This window comes from Corynebacterium sp. p3-SID1194, assembly GCF_025144155.1.
In the GTDB taxonomy this organism is placed as follows: Bacteria; Actinomycetota; Actinomycetes; order Mycobacteriales; family Mycobacteriaceae; genus Corynebacterium.
The window spans coordinates 1-19,793 of the sequence record NZ_JALXWY010000012.1 but is presented as its reverse complement, the minus strand read 5'-3'; the positions used below and the strand labels follow the sequence as shown (position 1 = coordinate 19,793).

The following is a 19,793-nucleotide window of genomic DNA, read 5'->3' as shown; positions in this document are numbered from 1 at the left end:
TATATTGGGGCACCATGCCGTTTCTCACCGTCGTCGGGAACTGCCAAGCCGAGTCCCTCCGCCGCCTCATCTCCTCTGCCGGGGACGTCGATTCGACGCGTATTCCCCCAGTTCATGAGCTGGAGCAGGCCGATATGGAGTGGCTCGGGGAGATGCTCGCCCGCACCGATATCTTGGTCACCCAACCCATCCGTGACGACTACAGAGGCCTGCCCGTGGGCACCTCCCAGACACTGGCGCAGCTGCCCCGGGGCGCGCGCCACGTCGTCGTCCCCGTCATGCGTTACGACGGCCTCATGCCCTACCAGGCCATCATCCGCGACCCGGCGGATTCATCGCTGAACCCACCTGTGATCCCGTACCACGACCTGCGCATTCTTGCTGCCGCTGCCCGGGGCGACAATGAGCCTGTCGCACACCGCCCGTTCCACGATGCCTATGTACGTGCCGCCGCGATGTCCGTCGAGCAGATCCGCTCCCGTGAACAACGCCACGGATCAGTGGTGGTCTCCGACTATTTGGAAACCGCACCTATCTGGCACACCGTCAACCACCCCGGCAACGCGACCCTGGCTGTGGTGGCCTCCCGCGCCCGCGAGGCACTCGGCCTGCGTGGCGACGTCGTGCTGCCGGACTACGAGATGCTGGGCGAGCTCGACGCGCCCATCGACGCCCACGCCTCCTCCGCCCTTGGCGTTACTGCTTCTGACCGCACCTCCTGGACCCGACGCGGCGGCGACGAGATCCCCTGGGATGAGATCGTCTCCGCTCAGTTGGATCACTACCGCGCCCGGCCTGCGTTGGTGCAGCACGGCCTCGAGCGGCATGCCGAGCGCATCGCCAACCTGGAACTGTTGGGGGCTGCGGAATGAGCGATCCCACTCACCTCGTCGTCGGACCCGAGGGGCACGGCGTGACGGAATATGCCTTCTCCCTCGCTGCCGCAACGAAGGCCGATGTGCTCCGTGAGACCGAATTCCGCAACGCGGAACTGCCCGATGGATTCATCCACACCACGTTCACCGACCACCTCTTCGGCGACAGCCCCGCTGCCGCCGTGGACAACCTTCTCACGCGTATCGGGCAGCGGCGCGTGAGCGTCAGCTTCCATGACATCCCTCAGCCTGAGGAGGGCGACGAGCGCTTCGCCCGCCGCTCCCCCGCTTACCTGCGCCTAGCGCAGGCCTGCAACGAATCCGGCGGCGTGGCCGTGACCAATTCGGACCACGAGGCCCGCTTCTTCCGCTCCCAGGGCGTGGACGTTTCCGTGGTTCATCTGCCCATCCCGCGTGTGGAATCCGCATTCGCCCCGGAGCCCGGCACCGTCGGCGTCCTCGGCTTTCTCTACCCCGGCAAGGGCCACGAGGACCTCATTCGCGCTCTTGCCGGCACCGGCTACCGCCTGCGCTTCTTGGGCTCCGTGTCGTCCGGCCACGAGGACTGGGCTGACGGTCTGCTCCGACGTGCCACAGACGCCGGGCTCGACGCGGAGATCACCGGCTGGCTGACCGACGACGAACTCGCCGCTGAAATGGGCCGCACCGCAGTTCCTGTTTGCGCCCACAAGCACTTCTCCGCCTCTGGGTCGCTCATGACCTGGCTCGGGGCGGGCCGGCACGTGCTCGCGACCGCTTCGGACTACACCCGTGAGATCGACAACTGGCTACCGGGGCGCATCACGCTCGTCGACCCGTCCGCGCCCGGCAGCTGGGCGACCGCCATCGATGCCTTCACCGAACCCGGCCCCACGGATCCGCCATCGTGGACGTGGGACGATGTCGCCGCGCAATGGATTGACCTCTGGGAGAGACAGGCATGATCAGCGTCGTCATTCCGCACTACAACTCCCCCGAGCACCTTGCCCGCGTCGTCGCTGCGGTACGTGCACAGGACGTCGCCGACGAGGTGGAGATCATCGTCGCCGACGACGGGTCTGACCAGGTGCCCGACGTGCCCGGCGCGACCGTCGTCACGCAAGAAGACCATGGCTTCCGCGCCGCCGCCGCACGCAATCTCGGCGCAACCCACGCGAACGGCGAGATCCTCGCTTTCCTCGACGGCGACACCGTCCCCGAGCCCGGCTACCTGGCCGCCGCCACGCGCCACATCAAAGCTGACCCGCACGCTGTCGTCGTGGGCACCCGGCTCACAGGCCCCGAACGCACCGAGCCCCAATGGCTTATCGACGCCTGGTCTACCACCCACCACCTCTCCGCCCCCGACGACACCTCCTGGCGCTTCATCATCTCCTCCGTGCTCACCTGCTCGAGGGAGTTTTTCGAACGCATCGGCGGTTTCGACGGATCCTTCGTCGGCTACGGCGGCGAGGACTGGGAATTCGGGTTCCGCGCCTGGAACGCCGGCGCGACTTTCGTCCACGAGCCCGCCGCTATCGCCGTCCACGACGAAGAGGACTTCGGCTGCCGCTTCCCCGATGCCGCAGAAGAAGCCCGCGTGAAGAACGCGGAGACCACCGCTCTCGCCCACCGGATCACGCACCCGATCGCCCGCCCTGCTGGGGTTCGCTTCGACAGCACCGACATCAGCGTGTATCTCACCCGCCACGCCGCATTCGACAGCCCCGGTGTCCTCAAGCTGGTGGTCAGCTCATGGCTCGCCCTCGACGCCACTATTTACCTCAACTCCACCTTTGAGATCCCCGACCTCTTCCGAGCCGATCCCCGCGTGCGTCTCTTTCCCACGACCGGCTACGGCCCCATTTCGGACCACCGCATTACGGTCAAGGTCGACGGCGCTTTCTTAGTCGACAATGCCGCCTGGTTCCATCACGCGCTCCACGAGACAAAGAACGGCATGCATGTGGCGCTCGCCGCCTCGACTTCCTCGACGCTGACCATCCGTTCGCACCGCTCCCGTATGCTGCGCACAGGCCCGCTCAAGCTGAACGTATCCGACGTCGCCCTTGCCCAACTCGGCCTTTCACTTATCACCGGTCCGGTCCGTCTCGAACGGCACTTCGCTGGCTGGTAAGAAAGGGTCCATGAACCTCGACACTCTCCTCCAGCTCGAACACGATGGTTGGGATGCACTGTGCGCCCAGACCGGCGGCACTTTTTACGGCGATCTCATGACCGACGACGCTGTCATGGTGCTTGTCAACGGCATGGTCATGGACCAGCCCACAATCGCCAGCACCATGAACCAGGCACCCGCATGGGACCGTTACGAGATCCGCGATCCCCGAGTCATCCCCCTCGGCACCGATTCCGCCGCCCTGGTCTACAACGCCACCGCTGTGCGTGGCGACGACACCTTTGAAGCACTAATGACCAGCACGTACACGCTTGTGGGCGGTCGCCCCCGCCTCAAGCTCTACACCCAAACCACCACGACCCACTGACCTTCAAAACGTGCGATAGTGGGAGTATGAAAGCACTGCGCGTCATCGGGAAAGTCTTGCTCTGGCTACTTGCCGCCATTCTCGTGCTGGTGCTCGTGGTGTTCGGCCTGCGCGCCTACAACGGGAATAAGTACCCGATCACGGACGCATCGAATAGCGGCATGAGCTCGGACAAATCCTCCTACGACACCTCCGAACGCGTCACCGCCATCGAAGGCGACTACCTGAACGGCTTCCACTTCCACCCGGCAGAAAAGAAGCACAGCGGGGTGGTCGTGGTCTACGGCGGATCGGAAGGGTCTCCGGACTACTCCCGCGCCAAGCAGCTTGCCGACGACGGCTACGAGGTCCTGAGCCTGTTCTTCTTCGGCCAGCCGAATCAGAAGCCTACCCTCGCGAATGTCCCGCTGGAGCAGTTCGACGAGGTCACCCGCTACATCGAGGAAAATACCGACAGCACGGGCCCCGTCACTGTGATCGGCACGTCCAAGGGCGCGGAATTCGTAGAGCTGCTTGCGGCGAGGGGCTACCCGGTGGACAACCTGGTCGCTTTCGCACCGGCCCACTACTCGTACAGCGGCCTGGACTTCGCCAGGGGTGATGAGCTGCCCTCATTCACCGACCGTGGTGAGACGGTGGGGTATGCGTCGTTCAGGGAGTCGTCGATAAGCGCTGGCGCGAAAATGCTGTGGGATATGGCGACGAGCTACCCGGTCTCCTACCGCCCGACGTACGAGGGCGCGGCCGGGAACGCGGCGGACGACGCGCGGATCGAACTCGGCGATTTCAGTGGAAACGTGCTGCTCTTCGCCGGCGAGGCCGACCAGATGTGGCAGGCCGAGATCGCCGCACGTGCGCTTGCCGAGCAAGGCGAGAACATCGAGGCGCACGTCTACCCCGATGCGGGGCACGCGTTCTTCCCGAATGCCGATGAGGTAGCAAACGGCTGGCAGATCATGCTCGGCGGCACCGTCGACGGAAACCGCGCCGCCCACGACGACGCGGAAAAGATTCTGCGCGAACGGCTCGCGCAGTGGCACGGGTAGATCACGCAGCTTTGCGGTGAGCGCGCAAAAGGCGGCGGATATCTTCGATGAGCTTCCCTCCCATCACATCGCGCCAGCCCGCGCGGATCACGGTGAGTCCCAGACTTTGCAGATGCTTCTGGCGCTCCAGCTCAGCAAGCATCACGTCCGTGGGCGCTCCGTACGTGCCTTCGTACTTGAGACGCCCGTCAAGCTCGACAACGAGCCACCCGTTGATCAGCATGTCAACGACCGCCCGGCAATACTCACCGAATGGCCCGGCATATTCAAACGCCACCTGAAACTCGATCTTCTCTATCTCCGGGATATTCGCCCTTAACACCGCGTCGCGGCCGATCGTCTCCAGCGGGCTTTGCGACGTCCCCGCGCTCCACCCCACCAGTCCCTCAAACCCCCGGATCCCATTAGCCCTGGGCAACATGCTTTTGATCGCATCCAGCAACGCATCCTGCGAAATACGCTGGTGAAAACGCAGATGCTCCAACGGCACCAGCGCCTCGAGGCGTCCGTAGTAGCGGTAAATATCGAACAGCACCTGGATTGGATGCACAGTCGCAATGCCATTGCGTTCTTGGACAAGGTCAGGATTCAACCGTCCACTGCGATAGACCACTCGCGGGTCTTTCGGCTGCTTCCCCGACTTCGCCCCCGACAGATACCGCAGATCTACCGCCTCCACCCACCCCAAAGTAGGAAGCCCTCGTGCGAGCGCGGCCGCTGGCCCCGTAACTGCCGCACGTGGAAAGACGGCTGCGATCTGCCGAATCTCTTCCAGGCCCAACCCCTGTTGTTTTCTGTGCTTCCCCCTCATGCTTTCCGATGATTCCTCTTCGAGGCCGGTCGCGCGAGGAAAGAGTGTCCATTTCAGTAGACATTGCCAGTGGGGTTGGCGGTGGCCTGCGCGTCGCGCGCGGCCAGCGTAGGGGAAGTTAGTCCCGTTGCAGTTTGGCATCACACCAGTCACAGCCGACCTGGTCTTTTGGGAATCGCGATTCGGACGCGACTAACCGCTCGAAAGACCTCGGGAAGTGGGTCAGGCGAAGGAACTAGAGCGTCTTCGGCGCCGGGATCTCCTCGGTCTCGCTGGTCTCCTCATAGCGGGCGAGGATGTCGATGCGGCGCTGGTGGCGCTCCTCCACACGGTGGTCCGGCCCGATGCCGACGAATGCGTCGACGATCGCCAGGGTCTCCTCCAGCGAGTGCATGCGCCCACCGATGCCGATGAGCTGGGCGTTGTTGTGCTCGCGGGCGAGCTGCGCGGTCTCCACTGACCAGGCAAGAGCACAACGTGCACCCTTCACCTTGTTCGCGGCGATCTGCTCGCCGTTGCCGGAACCACCCAGCACGAGGCCGAGGGACTCCGGGTCAGCGACGGTCTTCTCGGCGGCGGCGATGCAGAACGCCGGGTAATCGTCGGCGGCGTCGTACTCGTGCGCACCGCAGTCGACAACCTCAAAGCCCTTGGCCTTGAGGTGCTCGGCAATCTCGTTCTTCCGCTCGAATCCGGCGTGGTCAGCTCCAAGGTAAATACGCATGGTGCCTAGCCTACGGGAACTTCGCCGGCGCGGGTTTAGACCTGCGGTGCCTTAGTGCGGGAGCGCTTGAGCTCGAAGAAGTACGGGAAGTCCGCCAGGCCGACTGCGTGGTCGAAGAGCTTGCCGGCTTCTTCGCCTTCCGGCACGCGGGTGATCACGGGGCCGAAGAAGGCGTTGTCGCCGAGCTTGAGCACCGGGGTGCCCACCTCGTCGCCGACGGCGTCCATCGCGCCCTGGTGGTATTCGCGGAGCGTGGAGTCGTAGGAATCGTCGTTGGCTACTGAAGCAAAGGACGCATCGAGGCCGACCTGCTCAAGTGCCTGGGCGATCACGGAGTCGTACGCGCCGAAGCCCTTCTTGCCGCCCTCGCCGCCGGGGTGCACAAGGGTGCCCATGGCGGTGTACAGTTCGTCGACCTTCTCCGGGGCTTCGTCCTTCACTTTGGCGAACACGCGCGCCGGGCCCCAGTTGGCTTCCATGGCTTTGGCGTAGTCGGAGGGGATATCGCGGCCGTCGTTAAGCACTGCGAGCGACATTGGGACCCATTCGATCTCCACGTCGCGCACCTTCTCTACTTCTTTCATCCACCGCGACGTCAGCCAGCAGAACGGGCATGCCACATCGAACCAGAAAGTCACTTTTTGAGTCATGGCCCCAAGGGTACGTTGGTTTGCATGAAGACGAATTTGTTGCGATCCGACGCCCAACGCCGCGCCGAGCTGATCAGCGAGGTGCGCTACGACATCGCGCTGGATATCACCGGCACGGACACCTTCACCGCACATACGACGGTGACGTTTGAATCAAAAGAGGGCGAGACGTTTTTCGACCTCGTTGCGGATAGCTTCGAGGCAACGCTCGACGGCGCGCTTATCGACGGCCGCGCCCTCCCCCTTTCTGCCGGCTCCCACGAGTTGGTGGTGACCTCCACCCACACCTATTCCCGCACGGGCGAGGGCCTGCATAAATTCACCGACCCGGCTGACGGCAAGGACTACCTGTACACCCAGTTCGAGCCAGCGATGGCGATGCGCACTTTCGCCTGCTTCGACCAGCCCGATATCAAGGCGACGTACGCGATCTCGGTGACCGCGCCGGAACGCTATGTCGTGGTGCTCAACGAAGCGGTGGAGCGCACCGACAACGGCGACGGCACCGCCACCACCCGCACGACGATCGACTACCCGCTGTCGACCTACCTGATTTGCGTGTGCGCTGGCGAATTCGAGCGCGTCTCCAACACGTACACCTGCACCGATAACGGCGAGGAGCGGACAATCGAGCTGGGCCTGTACGCCCGCGCGAGCCTCATTCCGCACATGGATTCGGAGCGCCTGTTCACACAGACGAAAGACGGCTTCGATTTCTACCACGAGAAATTCGGCCGCACGTACCCCTTCGGCGACAAGTACGACCAGATTTTCTGCCCCGAGTACAACATGGGTGCAATGGAGCACGTCGGTGCGGTGACCTACCGCGACGAGTACGTGTTCACCTCCGAGCCGACTCCTTACCGTCTCGAGCGCCGCAACGACACGATCCTCCACGAGATGGCCCACATGTGGTTCGGCGATCTGGTCACCATGAGGTGGTGGGACGATCTGTGGCTTAACGAGTCGTTCGCCACCTGGTCCGCGGCGACAGCCCAGGTGGGCATCGGCGAGTACCCGGAGGCATGGACCACGTTCGCATCGGTGGAAAAGGCGTGGGCGTACAACCAGGACCAGCTCCCGTCGACGCACCCCGTCGCGGCGGATGCGCCGGATATCGAGACCGCCGAACAGAACTTCGACGGCATCACCTACGCCAAGGGCGCTAGTGTGCTCAAGCAGCTCCAGGCGTATGTCGGTTACGAAGAGTTCTTCGCCGGTGTGCGCAGGCACTTCGACAACCATGCCTATTCCAACGCCGAGTTCGCCGACCTGCTCGGAGCACTCGAGGAGGCCTCCGGCCGCGACCTGTCCGACTGGGCGCAGCAGTGGCTGCGCACCACGGGCGTGTCCCGCCTCCGCCCGGATATCTCGGCGGATAGCTTCGCTGTCGTCCAAGACTCTGACGTCATGCGCACCCACCGCGTCCGCGTCGGGCTGTACTCGCTTATCGACGGCTCCGTTACCCGCATCAAGCAGGTCGAGCTCGATGTCGCCGGTGAGCGCACCGAGATCCCCGAACTGTCTGGTGTGGACCACGACCTCGCCTTGGTCAACGACGACGATCTCACCTACTGCCTCATGGGTCTGACTGAGGAGCACCAGCGTTTCGCTGTAGAGCACCTCGGCGAGATCGAGGATTCCCTCGCGCGCACCCTGGTGTGGTCGTCGCTGTGGGAGTCCGTGCGCGACGGTTTCCTGCCCGCCCGCCAGTTCGTGCAACTGGTCGCACGCTTTGCCCGTCAGGAGACCCACCCGAGTGTGCAGGAGCGTCTGCTGGCCCAGGCCACGCAGGCAGTCAAGCAGTACGTCGCCGACGACTGGCGTGCCGAGGGCATGGGGCTGCTCAACTCCGCTTTCCGCGGTGCCGAGCCGGCTGTCGTCTTCGACCGTGCCCTGGCGCGCCTTACTCCGGAAAAGGAGACGGTGGACCACTTCACGCAGCTGCTGAAGACCTCGGATAACCAGGAAACGCGCTGGCTGGCCATCACCGCGCTCATCGCCGCCGGCGAGTTGGATCTGTCGGCTGCCGAGGATGAAAAGGACGGCTCCTCGGAGGGGGCGGTGTCGCGGTTGAGGGCGCGGGCGAGCGTCGATAAGCGATGGGCGTGGGACAAGCTGGTGAGCGAGGATCTGACCAACCTCGAATCCCGCTACCTGATGGATGGCCTGACGTTCACCCGCGAGGGTCTCGAGGGCTTGACCGACGAGTACTTCCGCGTCGCGCCGCAGCTGTGGGACCGTCTGACCAACGAGATGGCACAGCGCACGCTCGAGGGCATGTACCCGCTGTGGGATGTCTCCGAGGAGGCGATCGCCAAGGCCGATGAATTCCTCGGCGGCGACATGCCGGCGGGACTGCGCCGCATCATCTCCGAGGGCCAGGACCGCGTCGCGCGTGCGCTGCGGAACCGCAAGGTGGACGCGCAGGCCTAAGTGTTTGGGGCGGCCATGCACTGCCCCGCTTGGGCTGCCCCGGGACTGCCCCCTTAGGTCCGGTGGATATACATTGCATCATTACCACGTCAACCAAAACTGACCTGGGGTTTTGCCGGCCGCGCCGGGCGCGATTGCAATCGTAATCCACCGGCCCGATCAGAGCTTCGCGAGCGCCTGCTCCAGATCGGCGATGAGGTCAGCTTCGTCCTCGATGCCGACGGAGATGCGCACCAGAGTCGGCGGGACTTCGAGGGCGGAACCGGCCACGGAGACGTGGGTCATGGTGGCCGGGTGCTCGAGCAAGCTCTCGACACCGCCGAGGGACTCGGCCAGGCAGAACAGCTTGGTGGAGCGGCAGAACGTGATGGCCTGCTCGGCGGTATTGAAGGCCACAGAGACCATGCCGCCGAAGCGGCGCATCTGACGGGCGGCGATGTCGTGTCCCGGGTGGTCCGCAAGCCCCGGGTAATAGACGCGGTCGACTTTGTCGGAGGCATTCAGGTGGTTGGCCACGGCCTCGGCATTATCGCAGTGCTTGTCCATGCGTACGCCGAGGGTCTTCAGGCCGCGGCCAGTGAGGTAGGTGTCGAAAGGCGAGGGAATCGCGCCGACCCAGCCGAAGAAGAAGCGGAGCTGCTCCTCCAGGTTATTCAGCGCATCGAAGCTGCCCGCGGTGATCGCCGAAACGCCCTCGTGCCCTTCTGTCGCGTTGCGGCCGACCACGACACCCCCGACGACGTCGGAGTGGCCGCCGATGTATTTGGTCGTCGAGTGCAGCACCACGTCGGCACCGAGCTCCAGCGGCTGCTGCAGGTACGGGGAGGCGAAGGTGTTGTCGACGACTAAGGTGGCATCGCCCTTGACCGCGGCGAGCGCCTGAATGTCGGCGATGGACAGCAGCGGGTTGGTCGGGGTCTCCACCCAGACGACCTTGGTGTTGTCCTGAATCGCGGCGGCGACCTCGTCGGTGTTCGTGATATCCACCGGGGTGTTTTCGATCCCCCACTGGGAGAAGATCTGCTGGATAAGGCGGTAGGTGCCGCCGTAGGCGTCGTTGCCGATGACGATGTGGTCGCCGGGTTTGAGCAGGATGCGCAGCAGCGAGTCCACAGCCGCCATGCCTGAGGAGAATGCCACACCGTAGTCGGCTTTCTCCAGCGCGGCGACGGTCTTCTCCAGCGCCGTGATGGTCGGGTTGCCCACGCGGGTGTATTCGTAGCCGTTGCGGGTCACCGCCAGATCGTCCTGCGCGAAGGTGGTCGACGCGTAGATCGGGGTGTTGATCGGCCCGTAAAGGGAGTCCGGCTCGTACCCGGCGTGAATGGAATCGGTGTTGAATCCGGCAGACATCACAATCCTTTCTGATCTTGTTAGGCACAATAGACCAAGCGGTCCATTTTGATCAGACAGTTCGGGTTTTACATTCACGACTGGGCCACGGGAGGCAGCGTAGGATTGGGACCGATGGATAGGAACGCACAGACGATGTACGAGGCACTCGGGGAGGACTTCTTCCGCAGGCTTGTCAGAGGCTTCTACAAGCAAGTGCCTGACGACGATCTCCTCGGCCCCATGTACCCCGAAGGCGACTTCGAAGGAGCAGAAGACCGGCTCCGGTGGTTCCTCGTGCAGTACTGGGGCGGGCCACAGACTTTCTCCGAGCGACGCGGGGCACCGATGCTGCGCCGGCGCCACTTCCCTTTCAAGATCGGCATGAAAGAGGCGGAGCGCTGGCTGGAGCTGATGGAGAATTCCCTCGACCAATTCACCGAAGCAGAACTGCTCCCGGCGCAGCGCGATGCACTGTGGAACCACATGCAGCGGGTCGCCTACATGCTGATCAACCAGCCGGAAGACCACCCGGGAATGCGACCACAGAGCGGTAATTTGATGTAGCGGTACGGGGCTTCACACAAAACGAAAATGTGAAAACGCCCACATATTTAGTTTCGTGAAACTACGATGGCGTCATGCCATCTACGGTCATCAGTCCTTCACAGACACTGCTCGCGGTCGTGCCACCACTCGTGGCAAGCGGGCAGATCGCGGCACCGTGCGCTGCCGTGGATATCGCCGCATTCGACCACAATGCCGAGCAGATGGTCGGCAGGTCGCGGGGGTTGCCCATCCGAGTGGCGTCGAAATCACTGCGCAGTGTGGCAGCACTGAGGCGGGCGCTGGACCACGACGGTTTTCAGGGCATCTTGGCCTACAGCGTGCCGGAGGCGCTCCACCTGGCGCAGGAGGGCTTCGACGACATCGTCGTGGCCTACCCCTGCGTGAACACGGCGGCGCTAAGCGAACTCGCGGCGGACCAGAAATTGCGCGAGACCATCACGGTGATGGTGGACTGCACCGCACACCTCGAGCTGATCGAGGTGGCGGCGCAAGGTGCGGGCCCCGTTCGGGTGGCCATCGATTTGGACTGCACGCTCCACCTGCCCGGCGCGGTCATCGGGCCACGGCGCTCCCCGGTGCGCACGCCGGAGCAGGTGGAGGAGCTGGCGAGGGAGATCGTCGAGAAGCGATGCCTGCGTCTTGTCGGCGTCATGGCGTACGAGGGGCAGGTCGCGTCGGTCGCTGATGCGGAATCGGGCGTGGCGGGGTCCGTGAAGCGGTGGCTGCGGCGCACATCGATGGAGCAGCTGGCGCCGCGCCGCAAAGCGTGTATCGAAGCGGCGCGCGGATTCGCGGACCTGGAATTCGTCAACGGCGGCGGCACTGGATCGCTGGACGTGAGCGCGGACGAAGGCACGTTGACGGAACTCGCGGCCGGCTCGGGCTTCTACACGCCCGTCATCTTCGACAATTTCGCCACCGTCAACCACCGCGCCGCCGCATTCTTCATCTGCCAGGTCTCGCGCATCCCGGCGAAGGGCTGGGCGACGGTGAATTCGGGCGGCTGGATCGCGTCCGGCCCGCCCGCCGCCGACCGCGTGCCCGTGGCCGTGCACCCCGGCGGACTGAAATATTCCGCGACGGAGGGCGCAGGCGAGGTGCAGACCCCGCTCCACGGGCCGGGCGCGGACAGCGTGAGCGTCGGCGACCTCGTGTGGTTCCGCCACGCGAAAGCCGGAGAGATGACGGAACACGTCGACGGAATCGTCGCCGTCGCCCCAGACGGGACAGCAGAAATGTGGGACACATACAGAGGAAATGGGTGGACACTGCGATGACATTCACGATCAGCAAACCTGAGGTACGCACCGGCCAGAGCTTCACCAACTGGTCGGGGTCAGTGAGCACCTCGCCGAGCGCGTTCTACTACCCCGCCACCATCGAAGAAGTGCAGCACATCGTGCGCACGCTTCCCGCAGGCCAGTCGGTGCGCACGGTCGGCGGCGGCCACTCCTTCACGCCGGTCGCCGCGGGCACGCAGGCGATGATCAGCCTGGACAAGCTCGCAGGCATCATGCGCGTTGACACGGAGACGAAACGCGTGCGCTTTCTCGCCGGCACGCGCCTGTACCGCATTCCGGAATACCTCCAGCCATTCGGGCTCGCGCTCGCGAACCAGGGCGACATTGACGTCCAGTCCGTCGCCGGCGCGATCTCGACATCGACGCATGGCACAGGCATCGAGTGGACGGGGTTCGCGGGCACAGTCACGGGCATTTCGCTTATCGACGCCTCCGGTGAGCGCCGCGACTACTCCATCGACACCGATCCGGACATGCTTCGTTTGATGACCGTCTCGCTGGGCGCATTGGGTGTCATCGTCGAGGTGGAAATGCAGTGTGTTGACGCCTTCGACGTGCTCGCGGAGGAGGGTGCGGAAAGCCTCGATACGGTGCTCGATTCCTGGGAAGAACGCTCCCGCGCCGTCGACCACTACGAGGCATTCTGGTTCCCGCACACGGACCGCGCGATGGTGAAGTCCAATACCCGTCTGGCGCCCGGCGCTCCGGCGCCTGGCGGGGAGCCCAAGGTGCGCGGGCGGATCACCCGGTTCATCGAGGACGACTTGATCGGCAACGGTGCCTTCGCCACGGCTTTGGCTATCGCGAAGGCGGCCCCGAAGACGACCCCCATGCTCAATAATGTGGCCGCAGGCGCCATGGCCGCGAACCGCTACCGCTCCCGCGCTCACGACGTCTTCGCCACCCCGCGCCGGGTGCGCTTCCACGAGACCGAATTCGCCGTCCCCCTTGATGCCGGCCCGGAAGCCGTGCGAGAGATCCGCCGGGAGCTCGACCGTCGCAACTGGCTCATCCCCTTCCCCTTGGAGCTGCGCACCACGGCCGCCGACGATGTGGCGCTGTCCACTTCCACTGGGAGGGAGTCAATGTACATCGCCTTCCACGTGCCGCGGACGATGAATCCGCATGAGTTCTTCCCCGCTATCCAGGACATTCTCAAAGCGGCGGACGGGCGCCCCCACTGGGGCAAGATGCACAATCTCGGCCGGGAAGATTTCGCGGAGATGTACCCGCGTTTCGACGAATTCTGCACCCTGCGCGAGCAGATGGACCCGACACGGAAATTCGGGTCGGAACACCTGACGCAACTGTTCGGTTAAAGGGTTAACCGAACAGGTTGATGCCGCCGGAGGTGTAGTAGACGCTGCCGAACGGCGCGTCGAGACGAATCCACCGGCCGGCGGTGGAGATGCGCAGGTGGCGCGGGATCTCCACGGGAGCGGCAGGCCCCGGGATGAGGCCGAGCGAGGTGCACGTGAAGATCATGCGCATCGGCACGTCGACGGGGCTGCCGGCGGTCTTTTCAGTGTCGGCGGTAAGAACGATCTGCTCGAGCAGCGAGCGCGGCGGGCCCATCGGACCCGAGAACTGTCGGGCAAGGCGGCGGCCCTGGTCGGCGAGGTCGCGCACGACATTGACTGGCACGATATCGCGCTGGACATAGCCGGACTTCGGGGGCAGCGCGCCGAGCCAATTCGCGTCGCGGGCAGCGCCGATCTCCAGCGGGCCATTGGTGGAGCCGGAACGGATGTCGGGCACACCGGCGAGCGCATCGCGCAGATCCTGCAGCGACACCACTGCCCCGTCGCGGGAGGCCTGCCCCACCACCCGGCGCGAGGCCACACAACTGAACGGAGTGGTCACGTAGACGTCGACGGAGGGGGTGGGGGTGTCAGGGAGCGTCGATAAGCGTGCTGAACCTGTTGCTTCGAGATGAAGCGCACGCTCGACGAGCGCCTTGAGCCCGGCGGCCCCCGACTCGATCGTGAGCGTCTCGGCGGCCACTAGTTGTCGGACTCGCCGGAGCCGGCGTTCAAGATGCCACGCTCTGCCTGCGTGATCTCGCGCGGGGATGCGGTGGTCAGATCCACGGCGACCAGCACCGTGTTGACCACGCCGCATACGCGGCCCTGGCGGTCCTTGAGATCCTGGCGCGTCTTGAACGACGTGTTGCCGATCTCCGTCACCGTCGTCTCCACCTCGACCGCGGTGGTGTCCGCCATGACCGGGCGCAGGTAATCGATCTCCACGTGGCGGACGAACACCCCGAATTCCTGGTCGCGGTCTGCGAAATTCTCACGCATGAACGCGATGCGCGCCTCCTGGGAAATATCCAGGAACTTGCAGTTATTCAGGTGGTCGTAGCGGTCGAAATCGTTCCAGCGCAGCGTGATGTGCTGGATATTGTTCGGGGCGTTGTCAGCCATGATTCCGTGGATCCTTTCTCTCAAAGCGAGTCCACCCGCGCGATCGTGGGTGCGCGGGTGGGTGAGCTGCGTGGACTAGCGCGTCAGCTTGCGGTGCGTGACGCGGGACGGCTTGGCGGCTTCCTCGCCGAGACGCTCCACCTTGTTGGCCTCGTAGTCGCCGAAGTTACCTTCGAACCAGAACCACTTGCCTTCCTCAATATTGCCCTCCCAGGCGAGGATGTGTGTGCAAGTTCGGTCAAGGAACCAGCGGTCGTGCGAAATGACCACTGCGCAACCCGGGAATTTCTGCAGCGCATTCTCCAAAGAGCCCAAGGTTTCGACATCGAGGTCGTTGGTCGGCTCGTCGAGGAGGATCAGGTTTCCGCCCTGCTTGAGCGTCAAAGCCAGGTTCAGGCGGTTGCGCTCACCACCGGAGAGAACCTTGGACGGCTTCTGCTGGTCCGGGCCCTTGAAGCCGAACGCGGACAGGTACGCGCGCGACGGCATCTCGTTCTGGCCGACGTGAATGTAATCGAGACCGTCAGAGACGACCTCCCACACCGTCTGCTCCGGATCGATATTCTCGCGGTTCTGGTCGACATAGGAGATCTGGACGGTCTCGCCGACCTCGACCGAGCCGGAATCCGGCTCCTCGAAGCCCACGATCGTCTTGAACAGCGTCGACTTACCCACACCGTTCGGACCGATGACGCCGACGATGCCGTTGCGCGGCAGCGTGAACGACAGGTCCTTGATCAGGGTGCGGCCGTCGAAGCCCTTGTTCAGGTCCTTGACCTCGACGACCTTGTTGCCCAAACGCGGCGGGGTCGGAATCTGGATTTCCTCGAAGTCGAGCTTGCGGTACTGCTCCGCCTCGGCCGCCATCTCCTCGTAGCGCTCCAGACGCGCCTTATTCTTCGCCTGGCGTGCCTTCGGAGAGGAGCGGACCCACTCCAGCTCGCCCTTCAGGCGCTTCTGCAGCTTCTGGTCCTTCTTGCCGGCGATCTCCAGACGCTCGGCCTTCTTCTCCAGGTAGGTGGAGTAGTTGCCCTCGTACGGGTAGAGCTTGCCGCGGTCGACCTCGCAGATCCACTCCGCGACATGGTCGAGGAAGTAGCGGTCGTGTGTCACAGCTAGGACAGCACCCGGGTAGTCCTGCAGGTGCTTCTCCAGCCACAGGACGGATTCGGCATCGAGGTGGTTCGTCGGCTCGTCGAGAAGCAGCAGGTCCGGCTGCGTGAGGAGCAGCTTGGCTAGGGCCACGCGGCGGCGCTCACCCCCGGAGAGATTGGTCACCGGCGAGTCCGACGGCGGGCAGCGGAGCGCTTCCATCGCCTGCTCGATCTTGGAGTCGACCTCCCACGCGTCAGCCGCATCGAGCTCCTCCTGCAGCTTGCCCATTTCCTCCATGAGCTCGTCGGAGTAGTTCGTGGCCATCTCGGTGGCGATCTCCTCGAAGCGCTGCTTCTTCTCGAAGATGTCGCCCAGGCCCTCTTCGACATTCTCGCGGACCGTCTTCTCCTCGTTCAACGGCGGCTCCTGGAGCAGGATGCCCACAGTCGCGCCCGGGTCGAGGAATGCCTCGCCGTTATTCGGCTGGTCAATACCCGCCATGATCTTCAGCAGCGAGGACTTACCCGCGCCGTTCGGACCGACGACACCGATCTTGGCGCCCGGGTAGAAAGCCATCGTGACATTGTCCAAAATGACCTTGTCACCGACGGCCCTGCGAACATTCTTCATCGTGTAGATGAACTCGGCCACTTAAGACCCCTTTACATCCGTGTAGGTGGAACAACGTAAATCACCACAAAGGGTACATCACACAGCCAGCCCCGGAACCGCTCAGTGACAGCGCAGTCACACAGCACCGCGCAGCGCAGCGCGCACCCCGCGCCGAGGCGTGGAAGTGCGCGCGTGAAAGCGACAGTGCTTCTGTGGCGGTGGGTTCGCCTGGGGTTTCATTGCGGTTTCAACGCGGTTTCGGGTGGTTTCAACGCGGTTTCGGGCGGTTTCGGGCCTGCCCACTCGATCCGGTTAGTCCCGTTTGAGTTTCGGATCCCACCAGAAACATGAGCCACATTTCACCTGCGGTTTTGCAAGGCGGTTTCAAACGCGACTAACCGGGGCGGCTCCACGCCGGTTCTGCCTTAACCGACGGGCACGGGTGGCGCCTCCTGCTTCGCCTGCTCCTCCTGGGCCGATTCGCGCTGACGGTCGACGAAGCTCATCTCTTCTGCTGTGCCCTCCCGCTCAATGACGCCGTTGGCAGCCGCAGCCGTCGCCGGCGCCGGGGACGGCGGAGTCTGGCCGGCATTGGTCTTGACGGTGCCCTGCGCTTCGACGATGTCGTCGCGAGTGGTCTCTTCGACGTCATTCATGCCGTCGACGGTGTGCTTGTGCACGCTGGTGGAGCGGGACGATGCCTGGAAGCGGGTGAGCTCGAGCGCGATCTGGTTGGCCTTGATGATGTGCTTGTAGCGGGAATTGCCCTCGGCATCGGTCCACTTATCGGACACAAGGCGGCCGATCACGACAACAGGCATGCCCTTGGTGAGAGAAACGTGGGTGTTCACGGCGAGCTGACCCCAACACTCGACGTCGATGTAGAGCAGGTCGGTGTCCGCCCACTGGGCGTTGCCGTTGGCATCTTCGGTCTCGGTGCGGACGCGGCGGCTGGTGGCCACGCGCATGCGTGTGAGCGTGGAGCCGGTGTCGAAAGTCTTGATCACCGGGTCGTCGGTGAGATTGCCGGACAGGGTAATGGGAAGTTGGGACATGTCGGTTCGAACCTTTCGCTGGTGTGTCAGTAGTGAGAATTGTCCAATTGTCTCGGTGTGTTCTAAACGCCACCTGCCTGCGATAAGGCGGTGACGCTTCAAGCTTTTCCCACTTTTCGCACCAGCGCGAGCACGCAAAAAAGAACCTGTGGATAACCAAAAGTTATCCACAGGCAGAAGGTTCCCTCTCTCCCCTAGCGGGCCCCGTTTGAGCCCTGTTGGGAGCGCGCCGAATACTGCGCGAGCATCTCGTTGTACGCGCGCCATTCTTCGTCGTCGGACTCGTCTTCGCGGCGGTCGATATCTCTGGCATCAGCGCGATCGTCGCGAAGCCAGCCCAGAAGGAGGATGACGAAGACGAGCGCCATCGGGAAACCGCCGGCCGCCCAGCCGATGCCGCCGCCGACCTTTTGGTCGCGCAGCAGATCCGGGTTCCATGGGAGCTCGAGTTCCGTGTAAAAGGTCTCCGCCAAAATGAAATTGAGCTGCATCAGGTACACGCCCATGAACAAGTGGATGGGCATGGAGAACACGAACCACGCGAAACGGATCACGGTGGAGCGCCGGTTCGGCACATAGTCCGGTCCGATGAGTTCCCAGAAGTAGAAGTAGCCGGACAGCAGGAACACTATGTTCATGATGAGGTGGCCGGCGTGCTCGGAGACCGCGAATTCGTAGAACGACGGGAAGACGTAGAGCACGTAGAAGACCACGAGGAATTGCACGGTGGACACCGGCGGGTACGTCACCACCTTGAGCAAGGTGGATTCCTCGAACGCTTCGACCCAGGCGCGGGCATTGAATTCGCCTTCCGGGTACGCCTCTTTGACCAAGGTCAACGGCGCGCCAAGCACGAGGAAGACGGGCACCACCATCGAGAGAATCATGTGCACGACCATGTGCACGGAGAAGCTCGCCGGCATGTACATGCCGATGCCTGACGACATGGTCACGGCCGTCGTCGCACAGCCGGCCAGCCACCATGCGGTGCGCGAGTGCTTCCAGCCGTCCACGCGGCGCACAAGGTGCAGGTAATAGGCGGCGAGCAGAATCGCGATGACGCTGAAGAAGACCTCGAAGCGCCACATGCCGAATACGTTGGTCACCGTCGGGGCGACTTGGAGGTTGTAGCCCATCTGGATCTGCATCGGTGTCAGGTCCGGCTGCAACGGGGCCGGCGGCGGGGTGCGGCCCATCGAGACAGCCACGCCCGTGACCGCACCCATCACGAGCGTCTCGACGACCGCAACGCGGACAAACAGCCCCGGCTTCTTCCCCAGTTGCGGGATAGTGAGTTGGCGGTGAGCGAAACCGAGCAGACCGAGCACGGCCAGTCCGACCACTTTGAGCAGCACTGTCCAGCCGTAGGCGGTGGACGTCAGGTCGGAGAATTGCACGCGAATCAAGGCATTGACCACGCCGGAGACCATCAGCGTGATGAATGCGAACAACGCCACAGACGAATACCGGCGCACCGCACGCGGCATCTCCGGACCAAGCCTGCGGCCATGGGCGATCAGCGCCAAGAGACCGCCGACCCACAGCAGCATGAACACCAGGTGCCACAGGTAGGAGTTCGTGCCGTAATCGTGGTTGCCGCCCGAGGCGGAGTGGCCAGACAAGCCCAGCGGGATCACGGTGATGATCGACCCGATGAATAGCGCGACCTGCGAGGCCCACGAGCTGCATGCGAAACCGAAACAGGCCACGACGGCAGCGATCAGCCCCACGATCAGCCAGATCTTCGCTTCCGCGACCCGTTCCAGCGCAGTCGCCCACATTTGCGGGGAGAACATGACGTCTGGCAACGGGGTGCCTGAGACATCGGAGAGCACCAGCGGAATCATCACCACGGCGATGAGCGCCACTCCGGCGCTCGCCCACGACGCGGTGCGGGCGGCGATGTGGCCGTCGACGGTGAGGGCGGCGTCGATAAGCTTTGCGCGGTCCGGCGCGATCACGAAGCCCGAGAACATGAACGAGCCCGCCGCCAACGCGGCGAGCAGCCACGCGACCCCACGCAACGCCGGCAGCCCCACCGTGGTCAGCGGACCCGGGTCCGGGATGCCCAGCGCCGCGAGCGAACCGCCCACGAAACTGAACGACAACGCACCGGCCACCACGGCGCCGACCGCCAGCACCGCGAGGTAGACCGGCCACGCCGACTTCACTGCTTGCTTATCCGACATGGCAATCACCCTACTTTCGATGGAGGGCAATATGGAAAGCCGTCCCCCGTGCGTTACGATGAGATCCGCCCAAAACGCACGCCACCGTGTGCGACAGAAGGGCAAGCCTCCATAGCTCAGTGGATTAGAGCATCCGGTTTCTACCCGGCTGGTCGCGGGTTCGAGTCCTGCTGGGGGCGCGTTTT

18 protein-coding genes and 1 tRNA gene are annotated in these 19,793 nt (G+C 64.0%); 10 read left to right on the top strand and 9 right to left on the bottom strand.

The genetic code is table 11. The annotated features are described in order from the left end of the window. Positions 1-14: 14 nt before the first annotated feature. Genes M3G19_RS08525 through M3G19_RS08505 form a run of 5 tightly spaced genes read left to right on the top strand, consistent with a single transcriptional unit; the run spans position 15 to position 4,407 of the window. Positions 15-872: a WcbI family polysaccharide biosynthesis putative acetyltransferase gene (locus M3G19_RS08525; protein WP_259902188.1), complete on the top strand. Its 858-nt coding sequence runs from the start codon at positions 15-17 to the stop codon at positions 870-872. Then, on the top strand, positions 869-1,819 hold the full coding sequence (locus M3G19_RS08520; protein ID WP_259902187.1) for a glycosyltransferase family 1 protein: 951 nt from the start codon (positions 869-871) through the stop codon (positions 1,817-1,819). Before M3G19_RS08525 ends, M3G19_RS08520 begins: the two co-directional genes overlap by 4 nt. After that, positions 1,816-2,991 (top strand): glycosyltransferase family 2 protein, encoded by a 1,176-nt coding sequence (locus M3G19_RS08515; protein ID WP_259902186.1) that lies wholly within the window; start codon positions 1,816-1,818, stop codon positions 2,989-2,991. Before M3G19_RS08520 ends, M3G19_RS08515 begins: the two co-directional genes overlap by 4 nt. Positions 2,992-3,001: 10 nt before the next feature. Beyond that, entirely contained in the window at positions 3,002-3,361 is a 360-nt protein-coding gene (locus M3G19_RS08510; RefSeq protein ID WP_210572386.1) for a nuclear transport factor 2 family protein, read from the top strand. 26 nt (positions 3,362-3,387) lie between these two features. Further along, positions 3,388-4,407: a dienelactone hydrolase family protein gene (locus tag M3G19_RS08505; protein ID WP_259902185.1), complete on the top strand. Its 1,020-nt coding sequence runs from the start codon at positions 3,388-3,390 to the stop codon at positions 4,405-4,407. A 1-nt stretch (position 4,408) separates the two neighbouring features. Here M3G19_RS08505 and M3G19_RS08500 read toward each other — a convergent pair whose 3' ends face one another. From M3G19_RS08500 to M3G19_RS08490, 3 genes are all read right to left on the bottom strand, one after another. Next, positions 4,409-5,086, bottom strand: a complete 678-nt coding sequence (locus tag M3G19_RS08500) for an endonuclease domain-containing protein (protein ID WP_259902184.1) — start codon at positions 5,084-5,086, stop codon at positions 4,409-4,411. A gap of 367 nt (positions 5,087-5,453) precedes the next feature. Beyond that, positions 5,454-5,942: a ribose-5-phosphate isomerase gene (locus M3G19_RS08495; protein WP_259902183.1), complete on the bottom strand. Its 489-nt coding sequence runs from the start codon at positions 5,940-5,942 to the stop codon at positions 5,454-5,456. Positions 5,943-5,977: 35 nt separating this feature from the next. Further along, a complete protein-coding gene (locus tag M3G19_RS08490; protein ID WP_259902182.1) occupies positions 5,978-6,592 on the bottom strand; it encodes a DsbA family protein in 615 nt (204 codons plus the stop codon). 24 nt (positions 6,593-6,616) lie between these two features. On the opposite strand from M3G19_RS08490, the gene pepN reads away from it, so the two are divergent. Then, complete coding sequence (gene pepN, locus M3G19_RS08485; RefSeq protein WP_259902181.1) at positions 6,617-9,028, top strand: aminopeptidase N; 2,412 nt, start codon at positions 6,617-6,619, stop codon at positions 9,026-9,028. 159 nt (positions 9,029-9,187) lie between these two features. On the opposite strand, the gene M3G19_RS08480 is transcribed toward pepN, so the two are convergent. After that, positions 9,188-10,381: a cystathionine gamma-synthase gene (locus M3G19_RS08480; RefSeq protein WP_259902180.1), complete on the bottom strand. Its 1,194-nt coding sequence runs from the start codon at positions 10,379-10,381 to the stop codon at positions 9,188-9,190. 114 nt (positions 10,382-10,495) lie between these two features. On the opposite strand from M3G19_RS08480, the gene M3G19_RS08475 reads away from it, so the two are divergent. From M3G19_RS08475 to M3G19_RS08465, 3 genes are all read left to right on the top strand, one after another. Next, complete coding sequence (locus M3G19_RS08475; protein WP_259902179.1) at positions 10,496-10,927, top strand: globin; 432 nt, start codon at positions 10,496-10,498, stop codon at positions 10,925-10,927. Positions 10,928-11,001: 74 nt separating this feature from the next. After that, on the top strand, positions 11,002-12,207 hold the full coding sequence (locus tag M3G19_RS08470) for an alanine racemase (RefSeq protein ID WP_259902178.1): 1,206 nt from the start codon (positions 11,002-11,004) through the stop codon (positions 12,205-12,207). Continuing rightward, positions 12,204-13,550, top strand: coding sequence for a D-arabinono-1,4-lactone oxidase (locus M3G19_RS08465; protein ID WP_259902176.1), 1,347 nt, complete (start codon positions 12,204-12,206; stop codon positions 13,548-13,550). Before M3G19_RS08470 ends, M3G19_RS08465 begins: the two co-directional genes overlap by 4 nt. Positions 13,551-13,554: 4 nt before the next feature. Here the strand turns inward: M3G19_RS08465 and M3G19_RS08460 are convergent, their stop codons facing one another. The 5 genes from M3G19_RS08460 to M3G19_RS08440 all read right to left on the bottom strand — a co-directional run bounded on the left by M3G19_RS08460 (position 13,555) and on the right by M3G19_RS08440 (position 19,608). Continuing rightward, positions 13,555-14,235 carry a hypothetical protein gene (locus tag M3G19_RS08460; protein WP_259902175.1) on the bottom strand — a complete coding sequence of 227 codons (681 nt, stop codon included), beginning with the start codon at positions 14,233-14,235 and terminating at the stop codon, positions 13,555-13,557. Further along, the gene (locus tag M3G19_RS08455; RefSeq protein ID WP_210572352.1) at positions 14,235-14,657 is read right to left on the bottom strand and encodes a thioesterase family protein; all 423 of its coding nucleotides are present in this window, start codon (positions 14,655-14,657) and stop codon (positions 14,235-14,237) included. The genes M3G19_RS08460 and M3G19_RS08455 overlap by 1 nt, the downstream gene beginning before the upstream one ends. Positions 14,658-14,732: 75 nt before the next feature. Further along, positions 14,733-16,403: an energy-dependent translational throttle protein EttA gene (ettA, locus tag M3G19_RS08450; protein WP_210572350.1), complete on the bottom strand. Its 1,671-nt coding sequence runs from the start codon at positions 16,401-16,403 to the stop codon at positions 14,733-14,735. Between the two features lie 386 nt (positions 16,404-16,789). Then, positions 16,790-17,419 (bottom strand): single-stranded DNA-binding protein, encoded by a 630-nt coding sequence (locus tag M3G19_RS08445; RefSeq protein ID WP_259902174.1) that lies wholly within the window; start codon positions 17,417-17,419, stop codon positions 16,790-16,792. Positions 17,420-17,613: 194 nt separating this feature from the next. After that, the gene (locus M3G19_RS08440) at positions 17,614-19,608 is read right to left on the bottom strand and encodes a bifunctional copper resistance protein CopD/cytochrome c oxidase assembly protein (RefSeq protein WP_259902173.1); all 1,995 of its coding nucleotides are present in this window, start codon (positions 19,606-19,608) and stop codon (positions 17,614-17,616) included. Between the two features lie 105 nt (positions 19,609-19,713). On the opposite strand from M3G19_RS08440, the gene M3G19_RS08435 reads away from it, so the two are divergent. Continuing rightward, positions 19,714-19,787: transfer RNA gene (locus M3G19_RS08435), tRNA-Arg, on the top strand. Positions 19,788-19,793 lie beyond the last annotated feature (6 nt).

Excerpts from the sequence above, each read along its gene's own strand:
- M3G19_RS08525 (WP_259902188.1), top strand. The coding sequence starts at position 15 with ATGCCGTTTCTCACCGTCGTCGGGAACTGCCAAGCCGAGTCCCTCCGC.
- M3G19_RS08520 (WP_259902187.1), top strand. The coding sequence starts at position 869 with ATGAGCGATCCCACTCACCTCGTCGTCGGACCCGAGGGGCACGGCGTG.
- M3G19_RS08515 (WP_259902186.1), top strand. The coding sequence starts at position 1,816 with ATGATCAGCGTCGTCATTCCGCACTACAACTCCCCCGAGCACCTTGCC.
- M3G19_RS08510 (WP_210572386.1), top strand. The coding sequence starts at position 3,002 with ATGAACCTCGACACTCTCCTCCAGCTCGAACACGATGGTTGGGATGCA.
- M3G19_RS08505 (WP_259902185.1), top strand. The coding sequence starts at position 3,388 with ATGAAAGCACTGCGCGTCATCGGGAAAGTCTTGCTCTGGCTACTTGCC.
- M3G19_RS08495 (WP_259902183.1), bottom strand. The coding sequence starts at position 5,942 with ATGCGTATTTACCTTGGAGCTGACCACGCCGGATTCGAGCGGAAGAAC.
- M3G19_RS08490 (WP_259902182.1), bottom strand. The coding sequence starts at position 6,592 with ATGACTCAAAAAGTGACTTTCTGGTTCGATGTGGCATGCCCGTTCTGC.
- pepN (WP_259902181.1), top strand. The coding sequence starts at position 6,617 with ATGAAGACGAATTTGTTGCGATCCGACGCCCAACGCCGCGCCGAGCTG.
- M3G19_RS08480 (WP_259902180.1), bottom strand. The coding sequence starts at position 10,381 with ATGTCTGCCGGATTCAACACCGATTCCATTCACGCCGGGTACGAGCCG.
- M3G19_RS08475 (WP_259902179.1), top strand. The coding sequence starts at position 10,496 with ATGGATAGGAACGCACAGACGATGTACGAGGCACTCGGGGAGGACTTC.
- M3G19_RS08470 (WP_259902178.1), top strand. The coding sequence starts at position 11,002 with ATGCCATCTACGGTCATCAGTCCTTCACAGACACTGCTCGCGGTCGTG.
- M3G19_RS08465 (WP_259902176.1), top strand. The coding sequence starts at position 12,204 with ATGACATTCACGATCAGCAAACCTGAGGTACGCACCGGCCAGAGCTTC.
- M3G19_RS08455 (WP_210572352.1), bottom strand. The coding sequence starts at position 14,657 with ATGGCTGACAACGCCCCGAACAATATCCAGCACATCACGCTGCGCTGG.
- M3G19_RS08445 (WP_259902174.1), bottom strand. The coding sequence starts at position 17,419 with ATGTCCCAACTTCCCATTACCCTGTCCGGCAATCTCACCGACGACCCG.
- M3G19_RS08440 (WP_259902173.1), bottom strand. The coding sequence starts at position 19,608 with ATGTCGGATAAGCAAGCAGTGAAGTCGGCGTGGCCGGTCTACCTCGCG.